Origin of the sequence: Streptomyces sp. JH14, from assembly GCF_029428675.1 — a bacterium.
Classification (GTDB): Bacteria; Actinomycetota; Actinomycetes; order Streptomycetales; family Streptomycetaceae; genus Streptomyces.
Map to the genome: position 1 here is coordinate 5,456,759 of NZ_JAJNEL010000001.1, position 23,915 is coordinate 5,480,673.

Sequence of the window (23,915 nt, forward strand, 5' to 3'; positions counted from 1 at the left end):
GCCGGGGCCGCGCGGAGGTGCGGCCGTCGGGCCCGGGCGGCGCGCGAGCCCGGGCCGTGTGGCCGGCGGAGGGTGTGGGTCAGGCGCGCAGGCGAAGACCTCTCGGGGTGGCGTGGAAGCCGGCTGCTTCCAGCGTGCGGCCCAGAGGCGAGGTCAGGGAAGAGGCGCCGTTGGTGCGCTCCACCGTGACCGTGCCGAGCGCTCCGGCACGGGCCGAGGTGGCCAGTGCCTCGGCCGCCGCCCTGAGCGCGGGGTCCTCCGGATCGGTCGGCCAGGCGAGCAGGGTCTTGCCGCCGCGCTCCATGTACAGCGTCAGTTCGCCGTCGACCAGGACCACGAGGGCACCGGCCTTGCGTCCCGGTCGGTGTCCGGCCCCGTCCGGCGGCTCGGGCCAGGACAGGGCAGCGCCGTACGCATTGGCCGGATCGGCGGCGGCGAGCACCAGAGCGCGGGGCACCGTGCCCGGTTCGGTGCGGTCGCGGGCCGTGGACGCCGCACGGAGCCGGTCGACCGCACCGTCCATCGCGAACTGGGCGGCTCCCAGCCCTTCGACGACATAGCCGCGCCGTGCCTGCCCGTTGTCCTCGAAGGCGGAGAGGATGCGGTACGTCGCGGAGAAACCGCCCTCGACCCCTTCGGCCTGGACCGCTCCACGGGTCACCACGCCGTGACGGTCCAGGAGCGTGCGCGCCAGGGCGTGCGCACGGTGCGTGGGGTCGCGCTCGGTACCGGGCAGCAGGGACCAGCGGCCCGAGACCGTGGGCGGTCCGGTGCGCGACACCGGGCGGGCCGCCGCGGTGAGCGAGCCGTAACGGCCGCGCGGGACGCTGCGCTTGGAGCGATGGGCGGTCGACCCCGCCGTACGCCCGGAGCCGAGGAGCGAACGCAGCGGCGCCAGCGTGTCATTGGTCAACCGGCCGGACCACGTCAGGTCCCAGAGGGCGTCGGCCAGTTGAGGATCGGTGCAGTCAGGGTGGGTGGTGGCGCGGACCTGATCGGCGATCTGCCGGAAGAACAGCCCGTACCCGCCGGTCAGGGCGGTCAGGACGGATTCGTGCAGGGCGCTGAGTTCGAGTGGGTGCGGGGGCGGGAGGAGCAGGGGCGCGCTGTCCGCGAGATAGAGGGACAGCCAGCCGTCCTTGCCGGGCAGAGCGCCCGCACCGGCCCAGATCACCTCTCCGGTGGTGGTGAGTTCGTCGAGCAGAGCGGGGGCGTACCCGGTGATCCGGCCCGGCAGGATCAGCTTCTCCAGCGCCGACGCGGGGACGGGGGCACCCTGCAACTGTTCGATGGCGCGGGCCAGTCCGTCAATTCCGCGCAGGCTGTTGCTGCCGAGATGCTGCCACTGCGGAAGGAAGCCGGCGAGGGCGGCGGGCGGGACCGGCTCCAGCTCGTGCCGGAGTGCGGCGAGCGACCGGCGGCGGAGCCGGCGCAGCACCGTGGCGTCGCACCATTCCTGGCCTATGCCGGCGGGGTGGAACTCGCCCTGGACGATCCGGCCGGATGCGGCGAGCCGCTGCAGTGCGCCGTCCGTGACAGCGGTGCCGAGGCCGAAACGGGCGGCGGCTCCGCGGGAGGTGAACGGGCCGTGCGTACGGGCGTGGCGGGCGAGGAGATCGCCGAGCGGATCCTTCACCGGTTCGGTGAACGCCTCCGGCACCCCGACCGGGAGGGCTGTGCCCAGCGCGTCGCGCAGCCGGCCGGCGTCCTCGATCGCCGCCCAGTGGTCGGCTCCGCCGATCCGGACCCGGATGGCCCGGCGGGCCGAGGCCAGCTCCGGGGCCCAGGGCGGCTCGGCACCGCGCTCGGCCAGCTCGGCATCGGTGAGCGGGCCGAGGACGCGGAGCAGGTCGGCGACGCCTTCGACATCCTTGATCCGGCGATCCTCGGTCAGCCACTGGAGCTCGCGCTCCAGCTCGCCCAGCACCTCGGCGTCGAGCAGCTCGCGCAGTTCCGCCTGGCCCAGAAGCTCGGCGAGGAGGTGGGAATCGAGGGAGAGCGCGGCCGCCCGCCGCTCGGCGAGCGGCGAGTCGCCCTCGTACAGGAATTGCGCGACATAGCCGAAGAGGAGCGAACGGGCGAAGGGGGAGGGCTCCTGGGTGGTCACCTCGACCAGGCGGACGCGGCGTGCTTCGAGATCACCCATCAGTTCCGCGAGCCCGGGGACGTCGAAGACGTCCTGCAGGCACTCGCGGACCGCTTCGAGGACGATCGGGAACGAGCCGAACTCCGAGGCCACCTGGAGGAGCTGGGCGGCGCGCTGGCGCTGCTGCCACAGCGGGGTGCGCTTGCCCGGGCTGCGGCGGGGCAGCAACAGGGCGCGGGCCGCACACTCGCGGAAGCGGGACGCGAACAGGGCGGATCCGCCGACCTGGTCGGTGACGATCTGGTTGATCTCGCCCTGGTCGAAGACGACATCGGCGGCGCCGACGGGCGGCTCATCACTGTCGTACGCCGCTGCGGCCAAGGGGGCCGGCTCCCGGGACGAGTGCCGTGACGGGTCCGGGGAAGGGTCCGGGACCGGATCGAAGTCCAGGAGGTCCAGGCCCATCATGTCGGCGTCGGGCAGCCGCAGCACGATGCCGTCGTCGGCATGCATCACCTGGGCATCCATGCCGTACCGCTCGGCGAGGCGCGCGCTCAGCGCGAGCGCCCAGGGGGCATGGACCTGCGCGCCGAACGGGGAGTGCACGACCACCCGCCAGTCGCCCAGCTCGTCACGGAAACGCTCGACGAGGATGGTCCGGTCGTCCGGGACGTGGCCGCAGGCGGCGCGCTGTTCGTCGATGTACGACAGGACGTTGTCGGCAGCCCAGGTGTCGAGACCGGCGGCGAGCAGCCGCGACCTGGCGTTCTCGGGCGACAGCCCACCGATCTCGCGGAGGAACGCGCCCAGCGCACGGCCCAGCTCCAGCGGGCGGCCCAGCTGGTCCCCCTTCCAGAACGGCAGCCGTCCCGGAACCCCGGGGGCGGGTGACACCAGGACCCGGTCGCGGGTGATGTCCTCGATCCGCCAGGACGTGGTGCCCAGCGTGAACACATCGCCGACCCGCGACTCGTACACCATCTCCTCGTCCAGCTCGCCGACCCGGCCGCCGCCCTTCTTCGGGTCGGAACCGGCGAGGAAGACCCCGAAGAGCCCGCGGTCCGGGATCGTGCCGCCGGAGGTGACGGCGAGCCGCTGGGCGCCGGGGCGGCCCGTGACCGTGCCGGCGATGCGGTCCCAGACCACGCGAGGGCGCAGCTCGGCGAAGGCATCGGACGGGTAGAGGCCGGCGAGCATGTCGAGCACGGCTGTGAATGCCGACTCCGGGAGCGAGGCGAATGGTGCCGCGCGGCGGACCGCGGCCAGCAGATCGTCCACCTGCCAGGTATCCAGCGCGACCATGGCGACGAGCTGTTGGGCCAGCACATCCAGCGGATTCGACGGGATCCGGAGTGCCTCGATCGAGCCGGTGCGCATGCGTTCGGTGACCACCGCCGCCTGCACCAGATCGCCGCGGTACTTGGGGAAGACCACTCCGGTGGAGACCGCGCCGACCTGGTGCCCGGCACGGCCGACCCGCTGCAGTCCGGAGGCGACCGACGGCGGCGATTCGACCTGGACCACCAGGTCGACCGCGCCCATGTCGATGCCCAGCTCCAGGCTGGAAGTGGCGACCACCGCAGGCAGCCGGCCCGCCTTCAGGTCCTCCTCGACCTGGGCGCGCTGCTCCTTGGAGACCGAACCGTGGTGCGCGCGGGCGAGCAGTGCGGGGGCTCCCTTCGCCGCACCGGACTGGGCCATGACCTCGGCGGGGGAGTGGGCCTCCGGCATCGTCTCGCCGGTGGCCCGCTCGTACGCGATCTCGTTGAGCCGGTTGCACAGTCTCTCTGCGAGACGACGGGAGTTGGCGAAGACGATGGTGGAGCGGTGCGCCTGGACGAGATCGGCGATCCGCTCCTCGACATGCGGCCAGATCGACGGCTTCTCCGCCTGGCCCGCTTGATCCGGGTCGGTGGCGGGGGAACCGCCGAGCTCGCCGAGATCCTCCACCGGCACGACGACCGACAGTTCGAAGCGCTTGGTGGACGGCGGCTGGACGATCTCCACCTTCCGCCGCGGCGAGAGGAACCGCGCCACTTCGTCGACCGGACGGACCGTCGCCGACAGGCCGATCCGCCGCGCCGGCCGCGGCAGCAGCTCGTCCAGCCGCTCCAGCGATACGGCGAGATGGGCGCCCCGCTTCGTACCGGCGACCGCGTGCACCTCGTCGAGAATCACCGTCTCGACCCCCGACAGGGCCTCGCGGGCCGACGAGGTCAGCATCAGGAACAGCGACTCGGGGGTGGTGATCAGGATGTCCGGCGGGCGGGTCGCCATCGACCGGCGCTCGGCGGGCGGGGTGTCGCCGGAGCGGATGCCCACCCGCACGTCGGGCTCGGGCAGACCGAGCCGCACCGATTCCTGGCGGATGCCGGTCAGCGGTGAGCGGAGATTGCGCTCCACGTCCACCGCGAGGGCCTTCAGGGGGGATACGTACAGCACGCGGCAGCGCTTCTTCGCTTCGGCCGGCGGCGGAACGGCTGCCAGCCGGTCCAGGGCGGCGAGGAACGCGGCGAGTGTCTTGCCCGATCCGGTGGGCGCGACGACCAGCACGTCCGAGCCCTCGCCGATCGCGCGCCAGGCGCCCTCCTGCGCGGACGTCGGCGCGCTGAAGGCACCCGCGAACCAGCTGCGGGTGGCGGGTGAGAACGAATCGAGCGCAGAGCCGGCCATGCCCCCCATCGTGCACCCGACCACTGACAACGGACCGTGACAATGGACCGTAGCTGCGAGAATTCGGGCATGGCAGCACCCTCGCCCTCCGTGCCGGCCCCGGCCTCGGCACCCGTCTCGGCCTCGGCACCCGTCTCGGGTTCGGCTTCGGTCTCGGACGAGTGGGCGAGGCACTGGCAGTACGCGGAACTGCCCGACCTCGATCTGCTGCGTGCCCGGTACATCCGCCACACCTTTCCGCGCCACAGCCACGAGGGCCATGTCCTCGCCTCCGTCACCGGGGGGATCGAGGACATCGGGCTGCCCGACGGCACCGTGCACGCGGGCCCCGGCAGCGTTGTCATGATCAACCCCGAAGTGCCGCACACCGCCCGTGCCGGGGTGCCCGAGGGCTGGGCGTACGCCACGCTGTACCCGTCCGTGCAGGTGATCAACGACATCGCGGCCGACACGACGCGGCTGCGCGGCACCGTCGGTTTCGCCGAGACCAGCGTCGTCGATCCGGAAGCGGCCCGGCTCATAGGCGAGGTGCACCGGGCTGCCGAGGAGGGCAATGCGCTCGCCGCCGACAGCGTCCTGCGGATCGTCGTCGCGCGGCTGCTCAGCCGCCACGGCAGTGTGCTGCCCGCCCGCTCCCCCCGGTCGGCGGGCGCCGGGGCCGCGGTGCGGGCGCGTGCGGTGCTGGAGAGCAGGATGGCCGGGCCGCCGACCCTGGAGGCCCTGGCCGCCGAACTCGGTACCAGCCCGTTCGCTCTGCTGAGGGCGTTCAAGAAGCAGTACGGGATGCCGCCGCACACCTGGCTCACCGATGCCCGGGTACGGCGGGCGCGGCGGATGCTGGATGCGGGCATCGCACCCGCGGACGCCGCGGCCGAGGTCGGCTTCACCGACCAGCCGCACCTGAACCGCCATTTCACCCGGATCGTGGGGGTGCCGCCCGGCGCCTACCAGCGTGAACGCGCAAGAACGTACAAGACCGGTCCCGATCTGTCCGCGTAGCCTTCCGGCCGTGGCAGAACAGACAACATCCCCAGAGAAGATCGGCCGGACGGCCGGGACGGCCGTCGGCCGGGAGACGTCCGACGCGGCCGTCGTCCGCGACGCCCTCGGTGTCGGTATCGCGGTGGGGCTCTCCGGCTTCGCCTTCGGCGTCACCTCGGCGGGCTCCGGCCTGAGTCTCCTCCAGACCTGCGCGCTCAGTCTTCTCGTCTTCACCGGTGCCTCGCAGTTCGCACTGGTGGGTGCCCTCGCGGCGGGCGGTAACCCGTACACGGCGGCTGCCGGAGCGTTCTTCCTCGGCGTACGCAACGCCTTCTACGGGCTGCGGCTGTCGCAGCTCCTCGCGCTGCCGCGCTTGGTTCGACCGCTCGCCGCACAGTGGGTGATCGACGAGACGACCGCCGTGACTCTGCCCCAGACCACCCGGCGGGCCGCGCGGATCGGATTCACCGTCACCGGACTCACCCTTTACGTGCTGTGGAACCTGACCACGCTGCTGGGGGCCCTGGGCGCAAAAGCGCTCGGCGACACCGACACCTGGGGGCTGGACGCCGCGAGCCCCGCCGTCTTCCTCGCCCTGCTCGCCCCCATGCTGAAGACCTCCACGGAGCGCATCACCGCCGCGGTCGCCGTCCTGCTCGCCCTCGGGCTGCTGCCCGTGCTGCCCGCAGGCGTGCCGGTTCTGCTCTCCGCGCTGGCCGCGCCCGCCGTGCTCTTCCTGAGCGGACGCAGGAACCGACGGCCCGGTGACCGCCCCGCCGAGGAAGCCACCCCGAAGGAGGACGGCCGATGAATGTCTGGATCGCGATCGCACTGACCGTCGTCGGCTGTTATCTCGCGAAGCTGCTGGGGCTCCTGGTGCCCGCGGGTGTATTGGAGCGCCCGCTCGTGCAGCGTCTTGCCGCGCTTCTGCCGGTGGCGCTGCTGGCAGCACTCACGGCGCAGCAGACCTTCGGGGACGGACAGCAGCTGGTGCTGGACGCGAGAGGCGCGGGGCTGGCCGCCGCAGCGCTCGCTCTGGTGCTGCGCGCGCCCTTCCTGGTGGTGGTGGGCGCCGCCGTGGTCGTCACGGCGGGGGTGCGTGCGCTCGGGTAGGCGCTCAGGACGGCCGAAGCGGGCGTGCGGACCGGCCGGCGGTGTTCAGCCGAGGCTGCGTCCGTACGCCTCCAGTGTCAGCAGCGCCTTGATCGTCACCAGGGGCCTGCCCTCCAGAGCGGTGCCCGGCGCCCACTGCCGCCAGTTCAAAGGCCAGCCGCCGTCCGGCTGCTGCTCCGACGCCAGATGGTCGAGCGAGCGGACCAGTTCCTCGTCGGTGAACCAGCGACGGGCGAGCGAATCGGGTGTACGGGCGTAGTCGTACGGGAAGTGCTGCTCACCCGGCGCGTACCCGGCCGCCACCGGGTACTCCGCCCGCCGCGCCGGATCCAGCACGGCCAGCCGCTGTTCGCGCACGAGCCGGCCGAGGCGGTCCGCCGCGGCCTCCGCCCGCGACCGGTCCGGTGCGCCGTCGAGGAAGGCGACGGCTGCCTCGATCTCGTACGGATGCGAGTGCTCCAGCGCGTCGACGGCCGCCCAGCAGAAGTCGGTGGCCCGGAAGAGCCAGGCGTGCCAGACCGCATTGCGGTGCAGCAGCCCGACGACAGGACCGGTGGTCAGCAGCTCCGCCGGCGGGTCGTCGGCGATCGGGATGAACGGCGCGGCCGGATAGCCGCGCTGCGAGGGCAGGAGGGCCGGCAGCGCACCCTCTTTCGTGGACACTCCGGTGAGGAAGCGGCAGATCCGCTCCACGCGCAGGCCGCTGCAGCGGCCGATGGAGTCGAGGACGCTCAGCGCGTGGGCCGTGTGCAGCGGCTGGCTGACAGGGCCCCGCAGATCGGGTTCGAGTGCGTTTCCGTATCCGCCGTCCTCGTTGAGATAGGCGGCGAGCGCGGTCTCCACCGCGTTCGCGCTACCTTCCAGAAAGTGGTGGGCGAACCGTCGCTGTTCGAGGACACGGGCCGTGAGCCAGATGAACTGCTCGGCGCGGTCGAGGGGGCTTGCTCCTGTTCCAGCCATGGACCGACCGTAGGCCGGTAAGCGCTCTCGGCAAGGCGTAGCGGCACGGCAGCACTCTCAGGAGCGGGATACTGAGGTCATGCGGTTGACGATTTTCTGGGAACGAATGGAAGACCACTTCGGCGCGGGGTATGCAGATTCCTTTGCACGCGACCATGTGATGGCCGAGCTCGGCGGACGGACGGTGCACCAGGCGCTGGCCGCCGGCTGGGATGCGAAGGACGTCTGGCGCGGGGTCTGCACAGCGGTCGGCATCCCCGCCGACAAGCGCTGACGAGCCGTTCGTCCGACGCCGGACCCGCATCTGTTCTCCAGGGTGGGGGCCCGGGTGTCACAACCGTAGGCGAGACTGGATCCGTGGCACCGACAGACGAGACAGCCCCGACCCAGCCGCCCCCCACCACACCCGTCCCGCCGGCCGCGCCACCGACCCGGTCCTCCGGTACCGGGTCGGCCCGCATGCCTTCCTGGCTGCCGCGCGCCATGGTCCTCGCCCTGGCGCTCTATGCCTGCTTCCGCCTCGGCAGCTGGGCGTTCGACCAGCTCATCGGGCTCTTGATCAATGTACTGATCTCGTTCTTCCTGGCACTCGCCATAGAGCCCGCGGTGAGCCGGATGGCGGCGCGCGGCATGCGCCGCGGGCTGGCGACGTTTCTGGTCTTCCTCGGGATCCTGGTCGCCGGGGCCGGCTTCGTCGTGCTGCTCGGATCGATGCTCGCGGGCCAGATCGTCGAGATGGTCGAGGAGTTCCCCAAGTATCTGGACTCGGTGATCAACTGGGTCAACCAGAATTTCCACACCGACCTCTCCAGGGTCGAGGTGCAGGACAGCCTGCTGCACTCCGACTGGTTGCAGAAGTACGTCCAGAACAGCGCGACCGGTGTGCTCGATGTCTCCACCACCGTGCTCGGCGGGCTGTTCCGACTGTTGACGATCTTCCTGTTCTCGTTCTACTTCGCGGCCGACGGTCCCCGGCTGCGCCGCGGGCTCTGCTCCGTGCTGCCGCCCGCCCGGCAGGCCGAAGTCCTGCGGGCCTGGGAGATCGCCGTCGACAAGACCGGCGGCTATCTCTACTCGCGCGGGCTGATGGCACTCGTCTCCGGGATCGCGCATTACGTCCTGCTGGTGTTCCTCGATGTGCCCTACGCGCCGGCGCTCGCGATCTGGGTCGGTCTCGTCTCGCAGTTCATCCCCACGATCGGTACGTATCTGGCGGGCGCCCTGCCGATGCTGATCGCGTTCACCATCGACCCCTGGTACGCCCTGTGGGTGCTCGGATTCGTGGTGGTCTACCAGCAGTTCGAGAACTATGTGCTGCAGCCCAAACTCACCGCCAGGACCGTCGACATCCATCCGGCGGTCGCCTTCGGCTCGGTCATCGCCGGTACGGCACTGATGGGCGCCGTGGGCGCGCTGATCGCGATCCCGGCCGTCGCCACACTGCAGGCGTTCCTGGGGGCGTATGTGAAGCGTTACGACGTGACGGACGACCCGCGGGTGCACGGCCGTCGCCGGCGGCGTGGCGTGCCGGTGTTCCCGGGACTGCGCCGTGCGCGCGGTGCTTCCGGGAACGACGCCGATGAGGACACGGAGCAGCTGGGAGCATCGGGCGCGCGGGCGTGAGCAACGGCGGGACGTGGGAACTTCGGGCACGGCGGGGGAGACCGGTCGGGACGCGGGAGTTCCGGGCAGCGGTCCGGCGTGCTCAGCGATAGCCCGTCACGTCGGCCGGCCGGCCCGCATCCTGGACTTCGGGGACGTATCTCCAGGCATCGGGCCGGCTGCCGTCCAGATCGGTGAAGCCGTAGACCCGTGCCAGTTGCCCGCTGGACAGCGACCGTCCGTTCCAGCGTGCCACCGCGGGGTCCTGCGCGAGCGCGGCCACGGCCCGGCCGACGAATGCTGGGCTCTCGGAGATCGCGAAGTGGGGCGCGTGGGCGATCGCGTCGCGCCAGTTCGCTTCGGTGACTCCATGGGCCTCCAGCATCGCCTCGGACCGCAGCCAGCCGGGCGTGAGCGACACCGCGGTCGCGCCGTGCGGCTCCAGCTCGTGCGCGAGGGCGAACGCCATCCGGCTCACCGATGCCTTGGCCAGGTCGTAGAAGAAGGAGACCCGGTAGTGGGTGGCGTTGTACTCATCGGTTCCGTCGGTCACCTCGACGACCAGGCCTCCGGGCTGCTCGATCAGGAGCGGAAGCGCGTAATGGCAGGTGATGGCGTGTGTGTCGACAGCCAGACGCAGAGTGTGCAGCCCCGTCTCGAGAGAGGACTCCCAGACAGGCCTGCCCCACTCGATCTCGGCTCCCCAGATGTCGTTCACGAGAACGTGCAGGCGGCCCTGGTCGCGCCGGATGCGCGTCACGAGTGCGCGGACCTCCGAGGGCACGAGATGGTCCACCCGCACCGGAATGCCGTGGCCGCCTGCCTCGTCCACGAGCGCCGCGGTCTCCTCGATGGTCTCCGGGCGGTTCATCTCCGACCGCTGGGTCCCGGTCGTCCGCCCGGTGACATAGACGGTCGCTCCGGCCGTTCCCAGCTGAACGGCGATGCCGCGGCCCGCACCTCGTGTGGCCCCGGCGACCAGGGCCACTCTTCCTGCCAGCGATGTCCCCATACGGCCGGAATCTAACATGACGTTCACCACGTGATCTTGACGCGCTGAATGTACAGTGCTAGGGCGCTAGTCTGAGGGGAAGCAGAGCCCGGCGCGGTGTGCTTGACACCGAAATCGAACATCCATTCTCATGGGATTCCGGCCGGGTTTTCCCGGGCCCGACCGTGGAGTTGTCCACAGGCCGGGAGGACGTCGAGGCCCATTGTCAGTGGCAGGGGTTAGCGTCTTTGACGTGAAGCGATCGACTCAAGCAAATCGGGTGGAACCCATGGCAGGAACCGACCGCGAGAAGGCGCTGGACGCCGCACTCGCACAGATTGAACGGCAATTCGGCAAGGGCGCGGTGATGCGCCTGGGCGAGCGGCCGAACGAGCCTATCGAGGTGATCCCCACCGGGTCGACTGCACTCGACGTCGCCCTCGGTGTCGGCGGGCTGCCGCGCGGCCGTGTGGTGGAGGTGTACGGGCCGGAGTCCTCCGGCAAGACGACGCTGACGCTGCACGCGGTGGCGAATGCGCAGCGGCTCGGCGGCTCGGTGGCGTTCATCGACGCGGAGCACGCCCTCGACCCCGAGTACGCGAAGAAGCTCGGTGTCGACATCGACAACCTCATCCTGTCCCAGCCGGACAACGGTGAGCAGGCGCTCGAAATCGTGGACATGCTGGTCCGTTCCGGTGCGCTCGACCTGATCGTCATCGACTCCGTCGCGGCGCTCGTGCCCCGTGCGGAGATCGAGGGCGAGATGGGCGACTCGCACGTGGGTCTGCAGGCCCGTCTGATGAGCCAGGCGCTCCGCAAGATCACCAGTGCGCTCAATCAGTCCAAGACCACCGCGATCTTCATCAACCAGCTCCGCGAGAAGATCGGTGTGATGTTCGGCTCCCCGGAGACCACGACCGGTGGCCGGGCGCTGAAGTTCTACGCATCGGTGCGCCTCGACATCCGCCGGATCGAGACGCTGAAGGACGGTACGGACGCCGTCGGCAACCGCACCCGCGTCAAGGTCGTCAAGAACAAGGTCGCGCCGCCCTTCAAGCAGGCCGAGTTCGACATCCTCTACGGCCAGGGCATCAGCCGCGAGGGCGGTCTGATCGACATGGGCGTGGAGCACGGCTTCGTGCGCAAGGCCGGCGCCTGGTACACGTACGAGGGCGACCAGCTCGGCCAGGGCAAGGAGAACGCGCGCAACTTCCTCAAGGACAACCCCGATCTTGCCAACGAGATCGAGAAGAAGATCCTCGAGAAGCTGGGCATCGGTGTGAGGCCGGACGCGGCTCTGGGTGCCGAGCCCGGCGCGGACGCGGCGGGCGGCGCGGCGGCTGCGGCCGACGGTGCGGCGAAGTCGGTGCCCGCTCCCGCCGGCAAGGCCAAGCCGGCCAAGACCGCGGCGGCCAAGAGCTAGACCGTGACGCGTCGTACGGAGTGGCCGGGCAGTGACGCCGAGCCCGGTCACGCATTCGCCTCCGGACGCACAGCCGGGTCCCTGCCGCAGTCCGCATATGAGCCGCAGGCCGGTCCCGGTGACGGCACCGGTGCGGGTGCCGGATTCGGCGAGGGTGCGGGGCGTCGTGCCCGCTCCCGCTCCAGGAGCAGCGGCTCCCCTTCCTCGTCGAGGGCCGAGAAGGGGGAGCCGCGAGACCCGGTCGAGCAAGCGCGCAACATCTGTCTGCGGTTGCTCACCGGGACCCCGCGTACCCGCAAGCAGCTCGCGGACGCGCTGCACAAGCGGGAGATCCCGGACGAGGCGGCCGAAGAAGTGCTGTCGCGTTTCGAGGACGTGGGGCTGATCGACGATGCGGCGTTCGCGGACGCCTGGGTCGAATCACGGCACCACGGCCGCGGGCTGGCCCGCCGTGCTCTTGTTCGGGAGCTGCGCACCAAGGGGGTGGACTCAGCGGTGATCGACGAGGCGATCGGGCAGCTCGACTCCGAACAGGAGGAAGAGACCGCCCGGGAGCTCGTCGCGCGCAAGCTGCGTTCCACTCGCGGTCTGGACCGCGACAAGCGCCTGCGCCGCCTGGCGGGCATGCTCGCGCGCAAGGGATACGGCGAGGGGATGGCCCTGCGCGTGGTGCGTCAGGCACTCGAAGAAGAAGGTGAGGACACGGAAGGCCTCGACGAGCCGTTCTGACGGCGCGCACACATCGAGACGTGCATCGCGCACACAACGGGACGTACATGAGGTGCTTGACGGATGGGCGCAGAGGGGCCGTCGAGCGGGTGCGGGGGAGGCGGGGCGCACGGTTGTGGTCGTGGTCCCGGGGGGCGGCCGCGCGGCCTCACTGTCCGGCGCAGGCGGCACGACGGATGGTGGCGTCCAGCAGGGCCAGGGCATCCGAAGCGGTGCGGCCTGGGTGGCGGTTCCAGGGACCGATCAGGCCGGTCCAGCCCTGCGAGCGAAGCTCGGTGACGATCCAGGCGCCGGCACGGTCCACGGTGTCGAGGGAGCCGTAGCCCAGGCGGTGCGCGGTGACGAGGGCGCCGCAGAGGCAGCGGGCGCCGCGGGCGTTGCGCAGCCGGTACGGGGTGTTCTGCCAGCCCCACTCGGTCAGGATCTGCCGCGCGTAGGCGAGGTGGATGGAGGGCCGCAGTCCCGGTTGTCCGATGCGACGCCAGGCATGGAGCCGGTCCGGGAGGATCGCGCCGAGACGACCGGGGAGTGGACGCTCGCGCGGCGGAGCCGGCGGCAGGGAGCGGACCGAGTCGGCGATCAGCTGGTCGACCGGCACGGACAGCAGATCGCGCCAGTCGGCCGGGCGCGGTGCGCTGCCGGCTGAGGCGGGACGCACCGGTTCGGGGACGGCGATGTCCCAGCCCGCGACGATCTGCTGCCAGGCCTCCGTTTCGTGGATGCGGGCGGCCCGACGGTCGAGACGGTCGGGGGTGAGGGTGGTGGTCGGCATCGGCGCGGTGCCTCCGGCATCTCAATCCTTCGCGTAGAGGGAAATGTCCGCCTTTTGGCGAATTTACTCCACCGGGGCGAGGCGTTCGGGTGTGTCACGGCGGATTCGGGTGGATTTTGAGCAGGTGAGTGGCATGGGCACCGCCGCCCCCCGCGCGATGGTCCCGGCAAGAGGAAACAGGAGCGCTCGCCTCCCACGGATCTCTGTGCAGGCGGCAGTGTGTGACGCTGCCGGAGGAGCCCGGCGGTCCCCGGATCACGGAACAAGCGGTCTCCGCCCGCATCTCACCGGCGGCTTCGCGCTCCACGCCGACCTCTTGTGCGGCCGGTCCCGGTGGCCGGTCCCGCGCGGCGAACGACAGGGGGAGGCTCCACCTCGATGGCTGACGCAACCTGCATTGCACGCGCGGTACCGACCGCACCCGGCACCGTCGGGGCCCGGCAGCGCGACGGCCAACGCCATGCCGCGGTGCGCACGGCGGTGGCGGGCCGGAGCCGCGCCGGAGTCGCTGACCGTCTCCGGTCAGACCTCGACCGGCAGCCCCGCCGCCCGCCACGCCTGGAACCCGCCGATCAGATCGGTAGCCCGGTACAGCCCCAACTGCCGCAGGGACGCGGCCGCGAGACTCGATGCGTAGCCCTCGTTGCAGACCACCACCACCTGCAGGTCATGGCTGACCGCCTCCGGTGCGCGGTGGCTGCCCTGCGGGTCGAGGCGCCACTCCAGCTCATTGCGCTCGACGACCAGCGCCCCCGGGATCAGTCCGTCCCGTTCGCGCAGCTCCGCATACCGGATGTCCACCAGCAGGGCCCCGTCGGAGGCTGCGGCCGCCGCCTCGGACGGCCCGATCCGGTCGAACCCGGCCCGGACCCGCTCCAGCAGGTCGTCGATCCCGACCCGCTCCGTGTCGCTGTTGCGGTCGCCGCTCACTGCCAGTCCTCCGGGCGCTCGATGTGTTCGAGGCGGAGTACCGCCCCCGACCGGCTGTAGCGCCGGATCTGCGGCAACGGCGGATAGTACGCGTGGACGGAGACGGCGTGCTCGGTGCCGGACTCGTTCAGCACTTCATGCACGTGGTGCCGGCCGAATGCCCTGCCCTGCCCTGCCGGCAGCCGCCGGGACCGGTCGACACCGTCGGCCAGTTCGAGGGTCTTCCAGCCGTCGGCGGGCAGCCGCACCGCCAGCGACTGCTCCTTGAGGGTGCCGGCTGCGGTGCTGAAGGCGCCGATCGACTCGGCGTGGTCGTGCCAGCCGGTGCCGGTGCCCGGCGGCCAGCCGATGAGCCAGGCCTCACTGCCGGCCGGCCCGTCGAGCCGGACCCAGGTACGGCCCTCGGGATCGCGAGGAAGCGAAGCGACGAGATCGGCGTCCGCCGCCGTGCGGCGGACGAAGTCGAGAAGTTCCGCGGCCGTCGGACCGGAGCCGTGATCCGAATCCGCAGCTGGACGGGGACCAGATGGAGACGTACGTACGGAGGGTGGAGGGAAGGCAGACACAGGGACCGTCCTGAGAGTTCGCGTCTGATGCCCGGCATGCGACAGAGCGCACACCGCAGCAGGGGAAGGCGATTCAGCAGGACGGACGACACACGCAGCCCGCATAGCGGACGAGGTCCATATGGACCCTCCGCCACAGGCGCACATCGGTGTCGGTCACGTTTCGGAGTACACCATGTGCCGCCTGTGGGGGTCAATTGATGTCTGCCGTCTGGTCGGACCGTACGGACGCGCGTGGTTCACCGCCGCGCACCGCGTCCGCCGCCGCGAAAAGTTCAGCGGGCCGGACCCCGGCGAACGACGCCACCAGGTGTCCGTCCGGCCGGACCAGCAGCACGGTGTGTGCCGAGGCCCCCGGGTATGCCTCGGTCACCAGGAGTTCGCCCTTCACCGGCAGAGCGTCGACCGCCTCGGCGAGCCGGGGCATCACGCCCGCCGTCAACCAGTGCCGCCGGTCCCACACCCCGGTCCCCGGAGCGACCAGCACCACCAGCACATGGCCCCGCCCCAGCCGCTCGCGCAGCCGCACGGTCGTGCCGTCGGGTGCTGTCACCCGCACATCGGCGACTGGCGCGCCGGGGGGCGTACCGACCGATGTGTGCGCGCCGGCGCGTGGAGGCGCAAGGGGGGAGTGCACGTACGAAGGGGGCGCACCGAGCGGACCGCAGCCCAGATGGCCGTCGGCGAGCAGTGAATCGTGCCCCCGTGCGCCCCCCGCAACCAGGGTCCGCAGTCCTCCGCCGCCACGCAGTATCGGTAGCGACTGGTCCGCGGCGCGCAGCCGCGAGGCGACCGCGGCCCGGCGCTCCGCCTGGTAGCTGTCGAGCAGCACGTCGCAGGCGCCGTGGTGCCAGGCCTGGGCCAGCTTCCAGGCCAGGTTCTCGGCGTCCCGCAGCCCCTCGTCGAGCCCCTGCGTACCGAGGGCGCCCAGAAGATGTGCGGCATCTCCGGCCAGGAAGGCCCGTTGTACGCGCCAGCGCCGTGCCAGCCGGTGATGCAGCGTGTACACACCCGTGTCCAGCAGTTCGTACGGCGGGGTGTCGCCGCACCAGCCTGCGAGCGTGTCCCGTACCCGGGTGATCAGCGCGTCGGGGGTGACGAGTTCGCCGCGCGACGGGAGCAGCCAGTCCAGCCGCCAGGCGCCGTCCGGCAGCGGCCGGGCGGTCACCTCGGTGCCGCCCGAGCGCCATGGCGGCAGCCGGTGCAGCACGGCCCGGCCGGGCCAGGGCAGCTCGGTGCGCAGCGCGGCGACGGCATGCCGCTCCACCGCCGTACGCCCGGGGAATCTGATGTCCAGGAGCTTGCGCACGGTGGACCTGGCGCCGTCGCAGCCCACCAGATAACTCCCGCGCCACCAGGTCGAGTCGGGCTCTCTGGTGTGCACCGTGACCCCGGCGGGGTCCTGCTCCAGCGTGTCGATCCGGCTGAGCGGGGCCAGCTGCACCAGCCTCTGCCGGGCGACCGCAGCCCGCAGACCGCGCGTCAGGGCGTGCTGCGGCAGATGGACCGGTGCGGGCAGCCGGTCACCGTACGGGGCGTCCTCGTCGAGCGACAGTTCCCGGACCAGTTGCTTGCGGCGCATGGACCGCCAGCCGGACCACCGGATGCCCTCGTCCTTGGGCGCCGTGCACCCGAGCCGCTGCACGAGCGCCGCTGTGTCCTCGCGCAGCACCACCGTCCGGGCGGGGCGCGTCTCATCCCTCCCCGGGTCCTCGTCGAGGACGACTGAGGGGACGCCCTGCGAGGCGAGGGCGAGCGACAGCGCCAGGCCGACCGGCCCGGCGCCGACCACGATCACCGGGTCCACGGCGTGACTCCCTGGGCCCGTGCGGTCGGAGGCGTCGTGGCGGAAGCGGAAGCGGAAGCGGGGGCTCGGTCGGCGATCACAGAACGTATGCAACCCACTGCCGGTGCTTGCGTCAAGTGACACCGGAGCACGGCGAGGGGCGCCGGCGGATGCGCCGGCGCCCCTGTGGCGCATGTGTCGACGAACCGTCAGACGGCGCGTCCGTCATCGATGTTGAGCGCCGGTGGGCCGATGGTCTCCAGACCGCCGTCGCCTGCGACACCGACCACGGCGCCCGTGCTCTTCTTGCCGCGCCGCAGCCGGCCCTCCAGCCAGCCCGCGAACGAGGTGAGCGCGAAGTTCACCACGATGTAGATCAGGGCGATGATCGTGAAGCACGCGATGGTGTTCGCGCCGTAGTTCGCGCTCATCGGGCGGACCGACGCCAGCAGCTCGGGGAAGGTCAGCACCGCGCCGCCGAGGGCGGTGTCCTTCACGATGACGACGATCTGGCTGACGATCGCGGGGAGCATGGCCGTCACCGACTGCGGCAGCAGCACATGCAGCATGGTCTGGCCCTTGCGCATACCGATCGCCTTGGCCGCGTCCGTCTGCCCCTGGGGAAGGGACAGGATCCCGGCGCGCACGATCTCGGCGAGCACCGAGGCGTTGTACAGCACCAGGCCGGTGACCACTGCGTACAGCGGGCGGGTTTCGCTGCTGATGGTCGTGTACTCGGAGTACGCCGCGTTTGCGGTGATCATCAGGATCAGTACCGGGATGGCGCGGAAGAACTCCACGACAAGGCCCGCCGGCATCCGCATCCACCGGTGTTCGGAGAGCCGGCCGATTCCGAACAGCGCACCCAGCGGCAATGCGATGACCAGGGCGAACGCCGCCGCCTTGAGAGTGTTCTGCAGACCCGGCCAGAGGAACGTCTGCCAGGGCTGGGAGCTGGTGAAGAACGGCTTCCACTTGATCCAGTCGAGCTGGTGCTTGGAGGCCAGACTGTCGTACACCCACCACGCGGCGGCAGCAGCGACGATCAGGAACAGGACCGTGTACAGGATGTTGCGCTGCTTGGCGCGCGGCCCCTGGGCGTCGTAGAGGACGGAAGTCATCGCTTCACCGCCACCTTCTTGCTCACCCAGCCGAGGATCAGGCCGGTCGGGAGGGTCAGACAGACGAATCCGAACGCGAAGACCGCGGAGATCAGGATCAGCTGCGCCTCCGCCTCGATCATGCCCTTCATCAGGTAGGCCGCTTCGGCCACGCCGATGGCGGCGGCGACCGTCGTGTTCTTCGTGAGCGCGATCAGCACGTTGGCCAGCGGGTTGACGACCGAGCGGAAGGCTTGCGGAAGGACGATCAGACGCAGTACCTGCGTGAAGCTCAGACCGAGCGCACGTGCCGCCTCCGCCTGGCCGACCGGCACGGTGTTGATGCCTGCGCGCAGTGCCTCACAGACGAACGCCGAGGTGTAGGCGGTCAGCGCGAGAACCGCGAGCCGGAAGTTGATGTCCTTGAAGTCGCTGGCCCCGAGGCTGATGTTGAGCGTCTGGAAGAGACCCAGCGACGAGAAGACGATGATGACGGTCAGAGGAATGTTCCGGACGACATTCACATAGGCGGTGGCGAAACCGCGCATCAGGGGGACCGGGCTGACCTTCATGCCGGCCAGCAGCGTTCCCCATATGAGGGAGCCGAGGGCGGAGTAGACGGCGAGTTGCACCGTCACCCAGAAGGCCCCCAACAGGTCGTAACCTTCAAGAAAGTCGAACACGATCTCCCGCGCTTCCGCGTGTAGGAGGGCATGGCGCGCCGCCGTTCACGGACGGCGCGCCGGGTCAGCCCTGCTTCACTTGACGATGTTGCCGATCTTCGGGGCCTGCTCGTTCTTGTAGTTCGCCGGACCGAAGTTGGCCGCCACCGCCTTGTCCCAGGAGCCGTCCGAGACCATCTTGGTGAGCGCGTCGTTGATCTTCTTCTTGAGGTCGGCGTCGCCCTTCTTCAGGCCGATGCCGTAGTTCTCGTTGCTCATCTTGAAGCCGGCCAGCTTGAACTTCCCCTGGAAGTCCTTCTGGGAGGCGAAACCGGCCAGGATGCTGTCGTCCGTGGTCAGTGCGTCGACGGCCTTGTTCTCCAGGCCGGTGAGGCACTCGGAGTAGCCGCCGTACTCCTGCAGCTGGGCCTTGGGCGCCAGCTTCTCCTTGACGTTCTTCGCGGACGTCGAGCCGGTGACCGAGCACAGCTTCTTGCTGTTCAGGTCGGCCGGGGACTTGATGGAGTCGTCGTCGGCGCGGACCAGGATGTCCTGGTGCGCCAGCAGGTACGGACCCGCGAAGTCGACCTTCTGCAGCCGCTCGTCGTTGATCGAGTAGGAGGCGGCGATGAACTTGACGTCCCCGCGCTCGATCGCCGTCTCGCGGTCGGCGCTCTTGGTCTCCTTGAAGTTGATGTCCTTGGCGTCGTAACCGAGTTCCTTGGCGATGTACGTGGCGACATCGACGTCGAAACCGGTGAACTTGCCGTCGGGCGTCTTCAGACCGATACCGGGCTGGTCGATCTTGATGCCGATCGTGATCTTCTTGCCGCCACCCGCCGAGTCGCCCTTGTCGTCGGAGGAGCCACAGGCGGTGGCGGTGAGAGCGAGCGCGAGCACGGCGGCCGATGCGGCGGTGACCTTACGAAGCTGCATGGTGAACTTCCCTAGAGTTGATGCGATGTGAGTGAGCAGCTGATCCGGAAATCAGTGGTGCAGGATCTTCGAGAGGAAGTCCTTGGCCCGGTCACTGCGCGGATTGCTGAAGAACTGGTCGGGAGTCGCCTCTTCGACGATCTTCCCGTCGGCCATGAAGACGACACGGTTGGCGGCGGAGCGCGCAAAGCCCATCTCGTGGGTGACGACGACCATGGTCATGCCGTCCCGGGCGAGCTGCTGCATGACCTCCAGCACCTCGTTGATCATCTCAGGGTCGAGCGCGGAGGTCGGTTCGTCGAACAGCATGACCTTGGGGTCCATGGCCAACGCCCGTGCAATGGCGACTCGTTGCTGCTGGCCTCCGGAGAGCTGGGAGGGGTACTTGTCGGCCTGCGTCGCCACCCCCACCCGGTCGAGCAGCGAACGGGCCTTGTCCTCGGCAGCCTTTTTGTCCGCCTTGCGGACCTTCAGCTGGCCCAGCATCACATTCTCGAGCACCGTCTTGTGCGCGAAGAGATTGAACGACTGGAAGACCATGCCGACATCGGCACGCAGCCTGGCCAGCTCCTTGCCCTCCTGGGGCAACGGCTTGCCGTCGATCGCGATCGCGCCCGAGTCGATCGTCTCCAAGCGGTTGATCGTGCGGCACAGCGTGGACTTCCCGGACCCCGAAGGTCCGATGACGACGACGACCTCGCCCCGGGCGATGGTCAGGTCGATGTCCTGGAGCACATGCAGCGCGCCGAAGTGCTTGTTGACGTTGCTCAGTACGACAAGGTCGTTCGCCGCGGGTACGGCATCCTCGGCGGCCTTGGTCACTGAAACTCCGCTCATCGGCTTCTTGCTCCGTCCTCCTCGGTTGGGAAGGACCCTAATGACGCAGTGCGACCACCGTCATTACATCTGAGCGGAAATTGAGCATAACGATCCGGCGGCAACCGGACACACCGTGTGAACGGGACGGCGGGTGAGGTAGCGGGGGCGTACCGGGTGCATAACGGAAACCTCGATGTAATGGCTGGGCCCTTGACTGAAGTACCGGTCATCGGCGTGGATGCCCTGGGACGTCATGACGTGAAACGTCTCGGTAGGGGCAAGTACCGGGAAGTATGGACAAGCGCGCACAAGCGCATGAAAGACGGCGCGGCGGGCAAGAGGCCGCGTCGCGGACGGAAAGGGGGGCCATGAGACTTCTGCTCGTCGAGGACGACAACCACGTGGCGGCCGCCCTGTCCGCGGTGCTCGCCCGCCACGGCTTCCAGGTCGTCCACGCACGCAGTGGCGAGGAGGCCCTCAAGGCGCTTCTGCCTGCGGACACCGAACCCTTCGGGGTGGTGCTCCTCGACCTCGGGCTGCCCGACCAGGACGGGTACGAGGTGTGCGGGAAGATCCGCAAGCGCACCTCCACCCCGGTGATCATGGTGACCGCGCGGGCCGATGTCCGGTCGCGGATCCATGGCCTCAACCTCGGAGCGGACGACTACGTCGTCAAGCCGTACGACACCGGTGAACTCCTGGCACGCATCCATGCGGTCAGCAGGCGCAAGCCGGCCGGCGAGGACACGGTGTCGACGCCCGTCGCCGCACTGCGTCTCGGGCACGTCCACATCGAGCTTCCGACCCGTCGGGTCAGCGTCGACGGCACCGAAGTCCAGCTCACCCGCAAGGAGTTCGATCTGCTCGCGTTGCTTGCCCAGCGGCCCGGTGTGGTGTTCCGCCGGGAGCAGATCATCAGCGAGGTGTGGCGCACCAGCTGGGAGGGAACGGGCCGCACGCTGGAAGTGCACGTCGCGTCCCTGCGATCCAAACTGCGGCTGCCCGCACTGATCGAGACCGTGCGCGGGGTCGGCTACCGGCTCGTCGCCCCGTCCGCGTAAGGGCGTACGTTCCAGGTGCGCACCCGTCTCCTCCCCCTGCTCATCATCCTCATGGCGGGCGTGCTGCTCGCGCTCGGCTTCCCGCTGGCCGTCAGCGTGGCTGCCGCCCAGCAGCAGCGCGTCGTGGTCGACCGCATCGACGACACGGCGCGCTTTGCCGCGCTTGCCCAGTTCGTCACGGAACAGACCGGTGGCACCGACGAACGGCGCCGCACGCTGCAGGCCGAGCTCGAGGCGTACGACTCGGTGTACGGAATCCGGGCCGGTGTCTTCTACCGCGACCGCAGCCCCATGGCGATGGCTCCGGTGACCTGGCGGCTTCCGGCCGAGGGGGAGGGGCACGAGGCCTTCAGCGAGGCTCTCCTCGGACGCCGCAGCCATGATCCCCCGCAGGTCTGGCCCTGGCAGCGCGGGCGGGTCGTCGTGGCCTCGCCCGTGGTGCGGGACGGCGATGTGGTCGCCGTGGTGGTTCTCGACTCGCCCACCGGCGAAATGCGCTCCCGGACGCTGCGCGGCTGGCTGCTGATCGCGCTCGGTGAATCGGTCGCGATGCTGGTCGCCGTCGGCGCGGCGATCCGGCTCACCGGCTGGGTGCTGCTGCCCGTCCAGACCCTGGACGCGGCGGCGCACGACATCGCCAGCGGCAAGATGCGCTCCCGCGTGGTGGCCTCCGGAGGGCCACCGGAACTCAGGCGTCTGGCCCGTTCGTTCAACGAGATGGCCGACAACGTCGAGGAAGTGCTGGAGCAGCAGCGCGCCTTCGTCGCCGACGCCTCGCACCAGCTGCGCAACCCGCTCGCCGCGCTGCTGCTGCGCATCGAGCTCCTCGCGCTCGAACTCCCCGAAGGCAACGAGGAGATCGCCTCCGTCCGCACGGAGGGCAAGCGCCTCGGTCAAGTGCTGGACGACCTGCTGGATCTGGCGCTGGCCGAGCATGCCGAGGCCGATCTCCGGCTCACGGACATCGGCGCGCTCACCGCCGAACGCGTCGCGTCGTGGCGTCCGTTCGCGGAGGAGAACGGCGTGCGGCTGAGGGTCGACGGGGCGTCGGCCGTGACCGCCTGGGCGGACCCCATCGCGCTGTCGAGCGCCCTCGACGCGATCATCGACAACGCGTGCAAGTTCACCCCCGCCGGTGAGGAGGTCATATTGACGGTCGCCTCCGGCCGCGACAACGCCACGGTGGTCGTCGCCGACCGCGGGCCGGGGCTGACCGAGCAGGAGCTGGAGCGGATCGGCGACCGTTTCTGGCGCAGCACGCGGCACCAGAACGTGCGGGGATCCGGCCTCGGGCTGTCCATCTCACGTGCCCTGCTCGCGGCGGGTGGCGGCTCCCTCGCGTACGCGCCGCACGAGCCGCACGGCCTGCGGGTGACCGTGACGGTTCCGCGCAACTGCCCGCACGGCTGAGAGGCGCGGTCTGCGGTACCGGCGCCGGGGCGCCGCCCGGCGTCCGTCAGGGCCTGACCGAGTGTGTGCGAACCTCAGGGCTTGACCGAGCGGTAGTAGCGCTTCGCGCCGTCGTGCAGCGGCAGCGGATCCGTGTAGATCGCCGTCCGCAGGTCCACCAGCTGCGCCGCGTGCACCTCGCGCCCGATGCTGTCCCGGCTGTCGATCACGGTCCGGGTGAACGCCTCGGTCATCGCCGCATCCGTACGGTCCGTGGTGACCAGCACATTGGCGACCGCCACAGTGGGCACGGCCTGCCCTCCCTGCACGTGGCGGTAGGCGTCGGCGGGCATCACCGCGGAGCGGTAGTAGCGGGTCGGGCCCCCGGCTGCCTGAAGCTGCGCGATCAGCGGCTGCTCCAACGGCACCAGCCTGATGGCGAACCGGTCCGACAGCTCCTGCACCGCGATGGTGGGCAGCCCGCCGGACCAGAAGAACGCGTCGAGCAGGCCGTTCTCCAGCCGCTTCGGCATCGTGTCGATACCGGCCGGAACCGGAGTGATGTCATGCACAGGATCAAGGCCTGCGGCCTTCATCAGCCGGTCGGCCACCAGTCGTACGCCCGAACCCGTCTGTCCGACCCCGACCCGCTTGCCCACGAGATCCGAGACCTGCCGTATGCCCGAGTCCCGGGCCACGACGAGCTGGACGTAGTCGTCGTACAGCCGCACGCAGCCGCGCAGCCGGTCGGCACCGGGCTTGTCGTCGCGGAGATAGGTGGCCAGGGCGTCGGTCGTGGCGATGGTGAAGTCGGCCTTCCCCGTCGCCACCCGCTCGATGTTCTGCTGGGATCCCTCGGAGGTCTGCAGCCGTATCGACGCACGGGGCATGTCCTTGGCGAGCACTGCTTCGAGCCGCTCGCCGTAGCGCTGATAGACCCCGCTGGGTACCCCGGTGCTGAAGGTCAGCGACCCGCTGGGCGAAGGTTCGCCGAGCGGCAGTACCCACCACAGCAGCAACCCGAGAACGACAGCGCCCGCGGCGCCCCCCTGCAGGGCTCGCCGCCGGCCGGTACGGGTCAGCGCGTGGAACATGGCGCGATCCTGCCAGCTCACCGGGGGTGATGGCCAGGGCAGGGCTCATGGAAGGCGGCGGCGAGGGTGCCCGTACCGCCGCGTACCGCCCGGTGACAGGCGGAGGGGCGAGTCGCTTCAGGGCTGCGCCTACGCATGGGCCCGCCGCTGTACGGGGCCGCTCCGCGGTACATGCCGACAGCGATGGGTGTGGCGGTGGTGACCGGCTCCAGCAGGTCGTAGGCCGTGCTCCCGGAGGTCCG

21 protein-coding genes are annotated in these 23,915 nt (G+C 70.3%); 9 read left to right on the forward strand and 12 right to left on the reverse strand.

Features of this window, described 5'->3' with window-relative positions; translation table 11 throughout:
* Positions 1-79 precede the first annotated feature (79 nt).
* Positions 80-4,759, reverse strand: a complete 4,680-nt coding sequence (locus LRD69_RS24690; protein WP_277328726.1) for a DEAD/DEAH box helicase — start codon at positions 4,757-4,759, stop codon at positions 80-82.
* Positions 4,760-4,828: 69 nt separating this feature from the next.
* Between LRD69_RS24690 and LRD69_RS24695 the strand changes: the two genes are divergently transcribed.
* From LRD69_RS24695 to LRD69_RS24705, 3 genes are read left to right on the forward strand one after another with little or no spacing between them, the layout of a single operon-like run.
* Complete coding sequence (locus tag LRD69_RS24695; RefSeq protein ID WP_277328727.1) at positions 4,829-5,758, forward strand: AraC family transcriptional regulator; 930 nt, start codon at positions 4,829-4,831, stop codon at positions 5,756-5,758.
* Between the two features lie 40 nt (positions 5,759-5,798).
* A complete protein-coding gene (locus tag LRD69_RS24700; protein WP_277329865.1) occupies positions 5,799-6,551 on the forward strand; it encodes an AzlC family ABC transporter permease in 753 nt (250 codons plus the stop codon).
* Positions 6,548-6,853: an AzlD domain-containing protein gene (locus tag LRD69_RS24705; protein ID WP_277328728.1), complete on the forward strand. Its 306-nt coding sequence runs from the start codon at positions 6,548-6,550 to the stop codon at positions 6,851-6,853. Before LRD69_RS24700 ends, LRD69_RS24705 begins: the two co-directional genes overlap by 4 nt.
* A gap of 45 nt (positions 6,854-6,898) precedes the next feature.
* Here the strand turns inward: LRD69_RS24705 and LRD69_RS24710 are convergent, their stop codons facing one another.
* Positions 6,899-7,813 (reverse strand): hypothetical protein, encoded by a 915-nt coding sequence (locus tag LRD69_RS24710; RefSeq protein WP_277328729.1) that lies wholly within the window; start codon positions 7,811-7,813, stop codon positions 6,899-6,901.
* A gap of 79 nt (positions 7,814-7,892) precedes the next feature.
* Here LRD69_RS24710 and LRD69_RS24715 point away from each other — a divergent pair, with 79 nt between their 5' ends.
* Together LRD69_RS24715 and LRD69_RS24720 are read left to right on the forward strand one after the other, a co-directional pair.
* Entirely contained in the window at positions 7,893-8,087 is a 195-nt protein-coding gene (locus LRD69_RS24715; RefSeq protein ID WP_277328730.1) for a DUF3046 domain-containing protein, read from the forward strand.
* A 185-nt stretch (positions 8,088-8,272) separates the two neighbouring features.
* Positions 8,273-9,436, forward strand: coding sequence for an AI-2E family transporter (locus LRD69_RS24720; RefSeq protein WP_277329866.1), 1,164 nt, complete (start codon positions 8,273-8,275; stop codon positions 9,434-9,436).
* An 82-nt stretch (positions 9,437-9,518) separates the two neighbouring features.
* Here LRD69_RS24720 and LRD69_RS24725 read toward each other — a convergent pair whose 3' ends face one another.
* The gene (locus LRD69_RS24725) at positions 9,519-10,427 is read right to left on the reverse strand and encodes an SDR family oxidoreductase (protein WP_277328731.1); all 909 of its coding nucleotides are present in this window, start codon (positions 10,425-10,427) and stop codon (positions 9,519-9,521) included.
* A gap of 268 nt (positions 10,428-10,695) precedes the next feature.
* On the opposite strand from LRD69_RS24725, the gene recA reads away from it, so the two are divergent.
* Together recA and recX are read left to right on the forward strand one after the other, a co-directional pair.
* On the forward strand, positions 10,696-11,829 hold the full coding sequence (gene recA, locus LRD69_RS24730; RefSeq protein ID WP_277328732.1) for a recombinase RecA: 1,134 nt from the start codon (positions 10,696-10,698) through the stop codon (positions 11,827-11,829).
* Between the two features lie 3 nt (positions 11,830-11,832).
* Complete coding sequence (gene recX / locus LRD69_RS24735) at positions 11,833-12,558, forward strand: recombination regulator RecX (protein ID WP_277328733.1); 726 nt, start codon at positions 11,833-11,835, stop codon at positions 12,556-12,558.
* A gap of 148 nt (positions 12,559-12,706) precedes the next feature.
* On the opposite strand, the gene LRD69_RS24740 is transcribed toward recX, so the two are convergent.
* From LRD69_RS24740 to LRD69_RS24775, 8 genes are all read right to left on the reverse strand, one after another.
* Entirely contained in the window at positions 12,707-13,330 is a 624-nt protein-coding gene (locus tag LRD69_RS24740; protein WP_277328734.1) for a hypothetical protein, read from the reverse strand.
* A gap of 522 nt (positions 13,331-13,852) precedes the next feature.
* Complete coding sequence (locus tag LRD69_RS24745) at positions 13,853-14,260, reverse strand: rhodanese-like domain-containing protein (protein ID WP_277328735.1); 408 nt, start codon at positions 14,258-14,260, stop codon at positions 13,853-13,855.
* A complete protein-coding gene (locus LRD69_RS24750) occupies positions 14,257-14,826 on the reverse strand; it encodes a cysteine dioxygenase (RefSeq protein ID WP_277328736.1) in 570 nt (189 codons plus the stop codon). Before LRD69_RS24750 ends, LRD69_RS24745 begins: the two co-directional genes overlap by 4 nt.
* Before the next feature lie 193 nt (positions 14,827-15,019).
* Positions 15,020-16,633, reverse strand: coding sequence for an FAD-dependent monooxygenase (locus LRD69_RS24755; RefSeq protein WP_277328737.1), 1,614 nt, complete (start codon positions 16,631-16,633; stop codon positions 15,020-15,022).
* Between the two features lie 188 nt (positions 16,634-16,821).
* Positions 16,822-17,733, reverse strand: a complete 912-nt coding sequence (locus LRD69_RS24760) for an amino acid ABC transporter permease (protein WP_277328738.1) — start codon at positions 17,731-17,733, stop codon at positions 16,822-16,824.
* Positions 17,730-18,395, reverse strand: a complete 666-nt coding sequence (locus LRD69_RS24765; RefSeq protein WP_277328739.1) for an amino acid ABC transporter permease — start codon at positions 18,393-18,395, stop codon at positions 17,730-17,732. Before LRD69_RS24765 ends, LRD69_RS24760 begins: the two co-directional genes overlap by 4 nt.
* Positions 18,396-18,470: 75 nt before the next feature.
* A complete protein-coding gene (locus LRD69_RS24770) occupies positions 18,471-19,310 on the reverse strand; it encodes a glutamate ABC transporter substrate-binding protein (protein ID WP_277328740.1) in 840 nt (279 codons plus the stop codon).
* A 51-nt stretch (positions 19,311-19,361) separates the two neighbouring features.
* Entirely contained in the window at positions 19,362-20,147 is a 786-nt protein-coding gene (locus LRD69_RS24775) for an amino acid ABC transporter ATP-binding protein (RefSeq protein WP_277328741.1), read from the reverse strand.
* Positions 20,148-20,497: 350 nt separating this feature from the next.
* Here LRD69_RS24775 and LRD69_RS24780 point away from each other — a divergent pair, with 350 nt between their 5' ends.
* Together LRD69_RS24780 and LRD69_RS24785 are read left to right on the forward strand one after the other, a co-directional pair.
* Complete coding sequence (locus tag LRD69_RS24780) at positions 20,498-21,190, forward strand: response regulator transcription factor (protein WP_277328742.1); 693 nt, start codon at positions 20,498-20,500, stop codon at positions 21,188-21,190.
* A 15-nt stretch (positions 21,191-21,205) separates the two neighbouring features.
* Positions 21,206-22,600, forward strand: coding sequence for a HAMP domain-containing sensor histidine kinase (locus LRD69_RS24785; RefSeq protein ID WP_277328743.1), 1,395 nt, complete (start codon positions 21,206-21,208; stop codon positions 22,598-22,600).
* Between the two features lie 74 nt (positions 22,601-22,674).
* Here LRD69_RS24785 and LRD69_RS24790 read toward each other — a convergent pair whose 3' ends face one another.
* Complete coding sequence (locus LRD69_RS24790; RefSeq protein ID WP_277328744.1) at positions 22,675-23,673, reverse strand: TAXI family TRAP transporter solute-binding subunit; 999 nt, start codon at positions 23,671-23,673, stop codon at positions 22,675-22,677.
* Between the last annotated feature and the right edge of the window lie 242 nt (positions 23,674-23,915).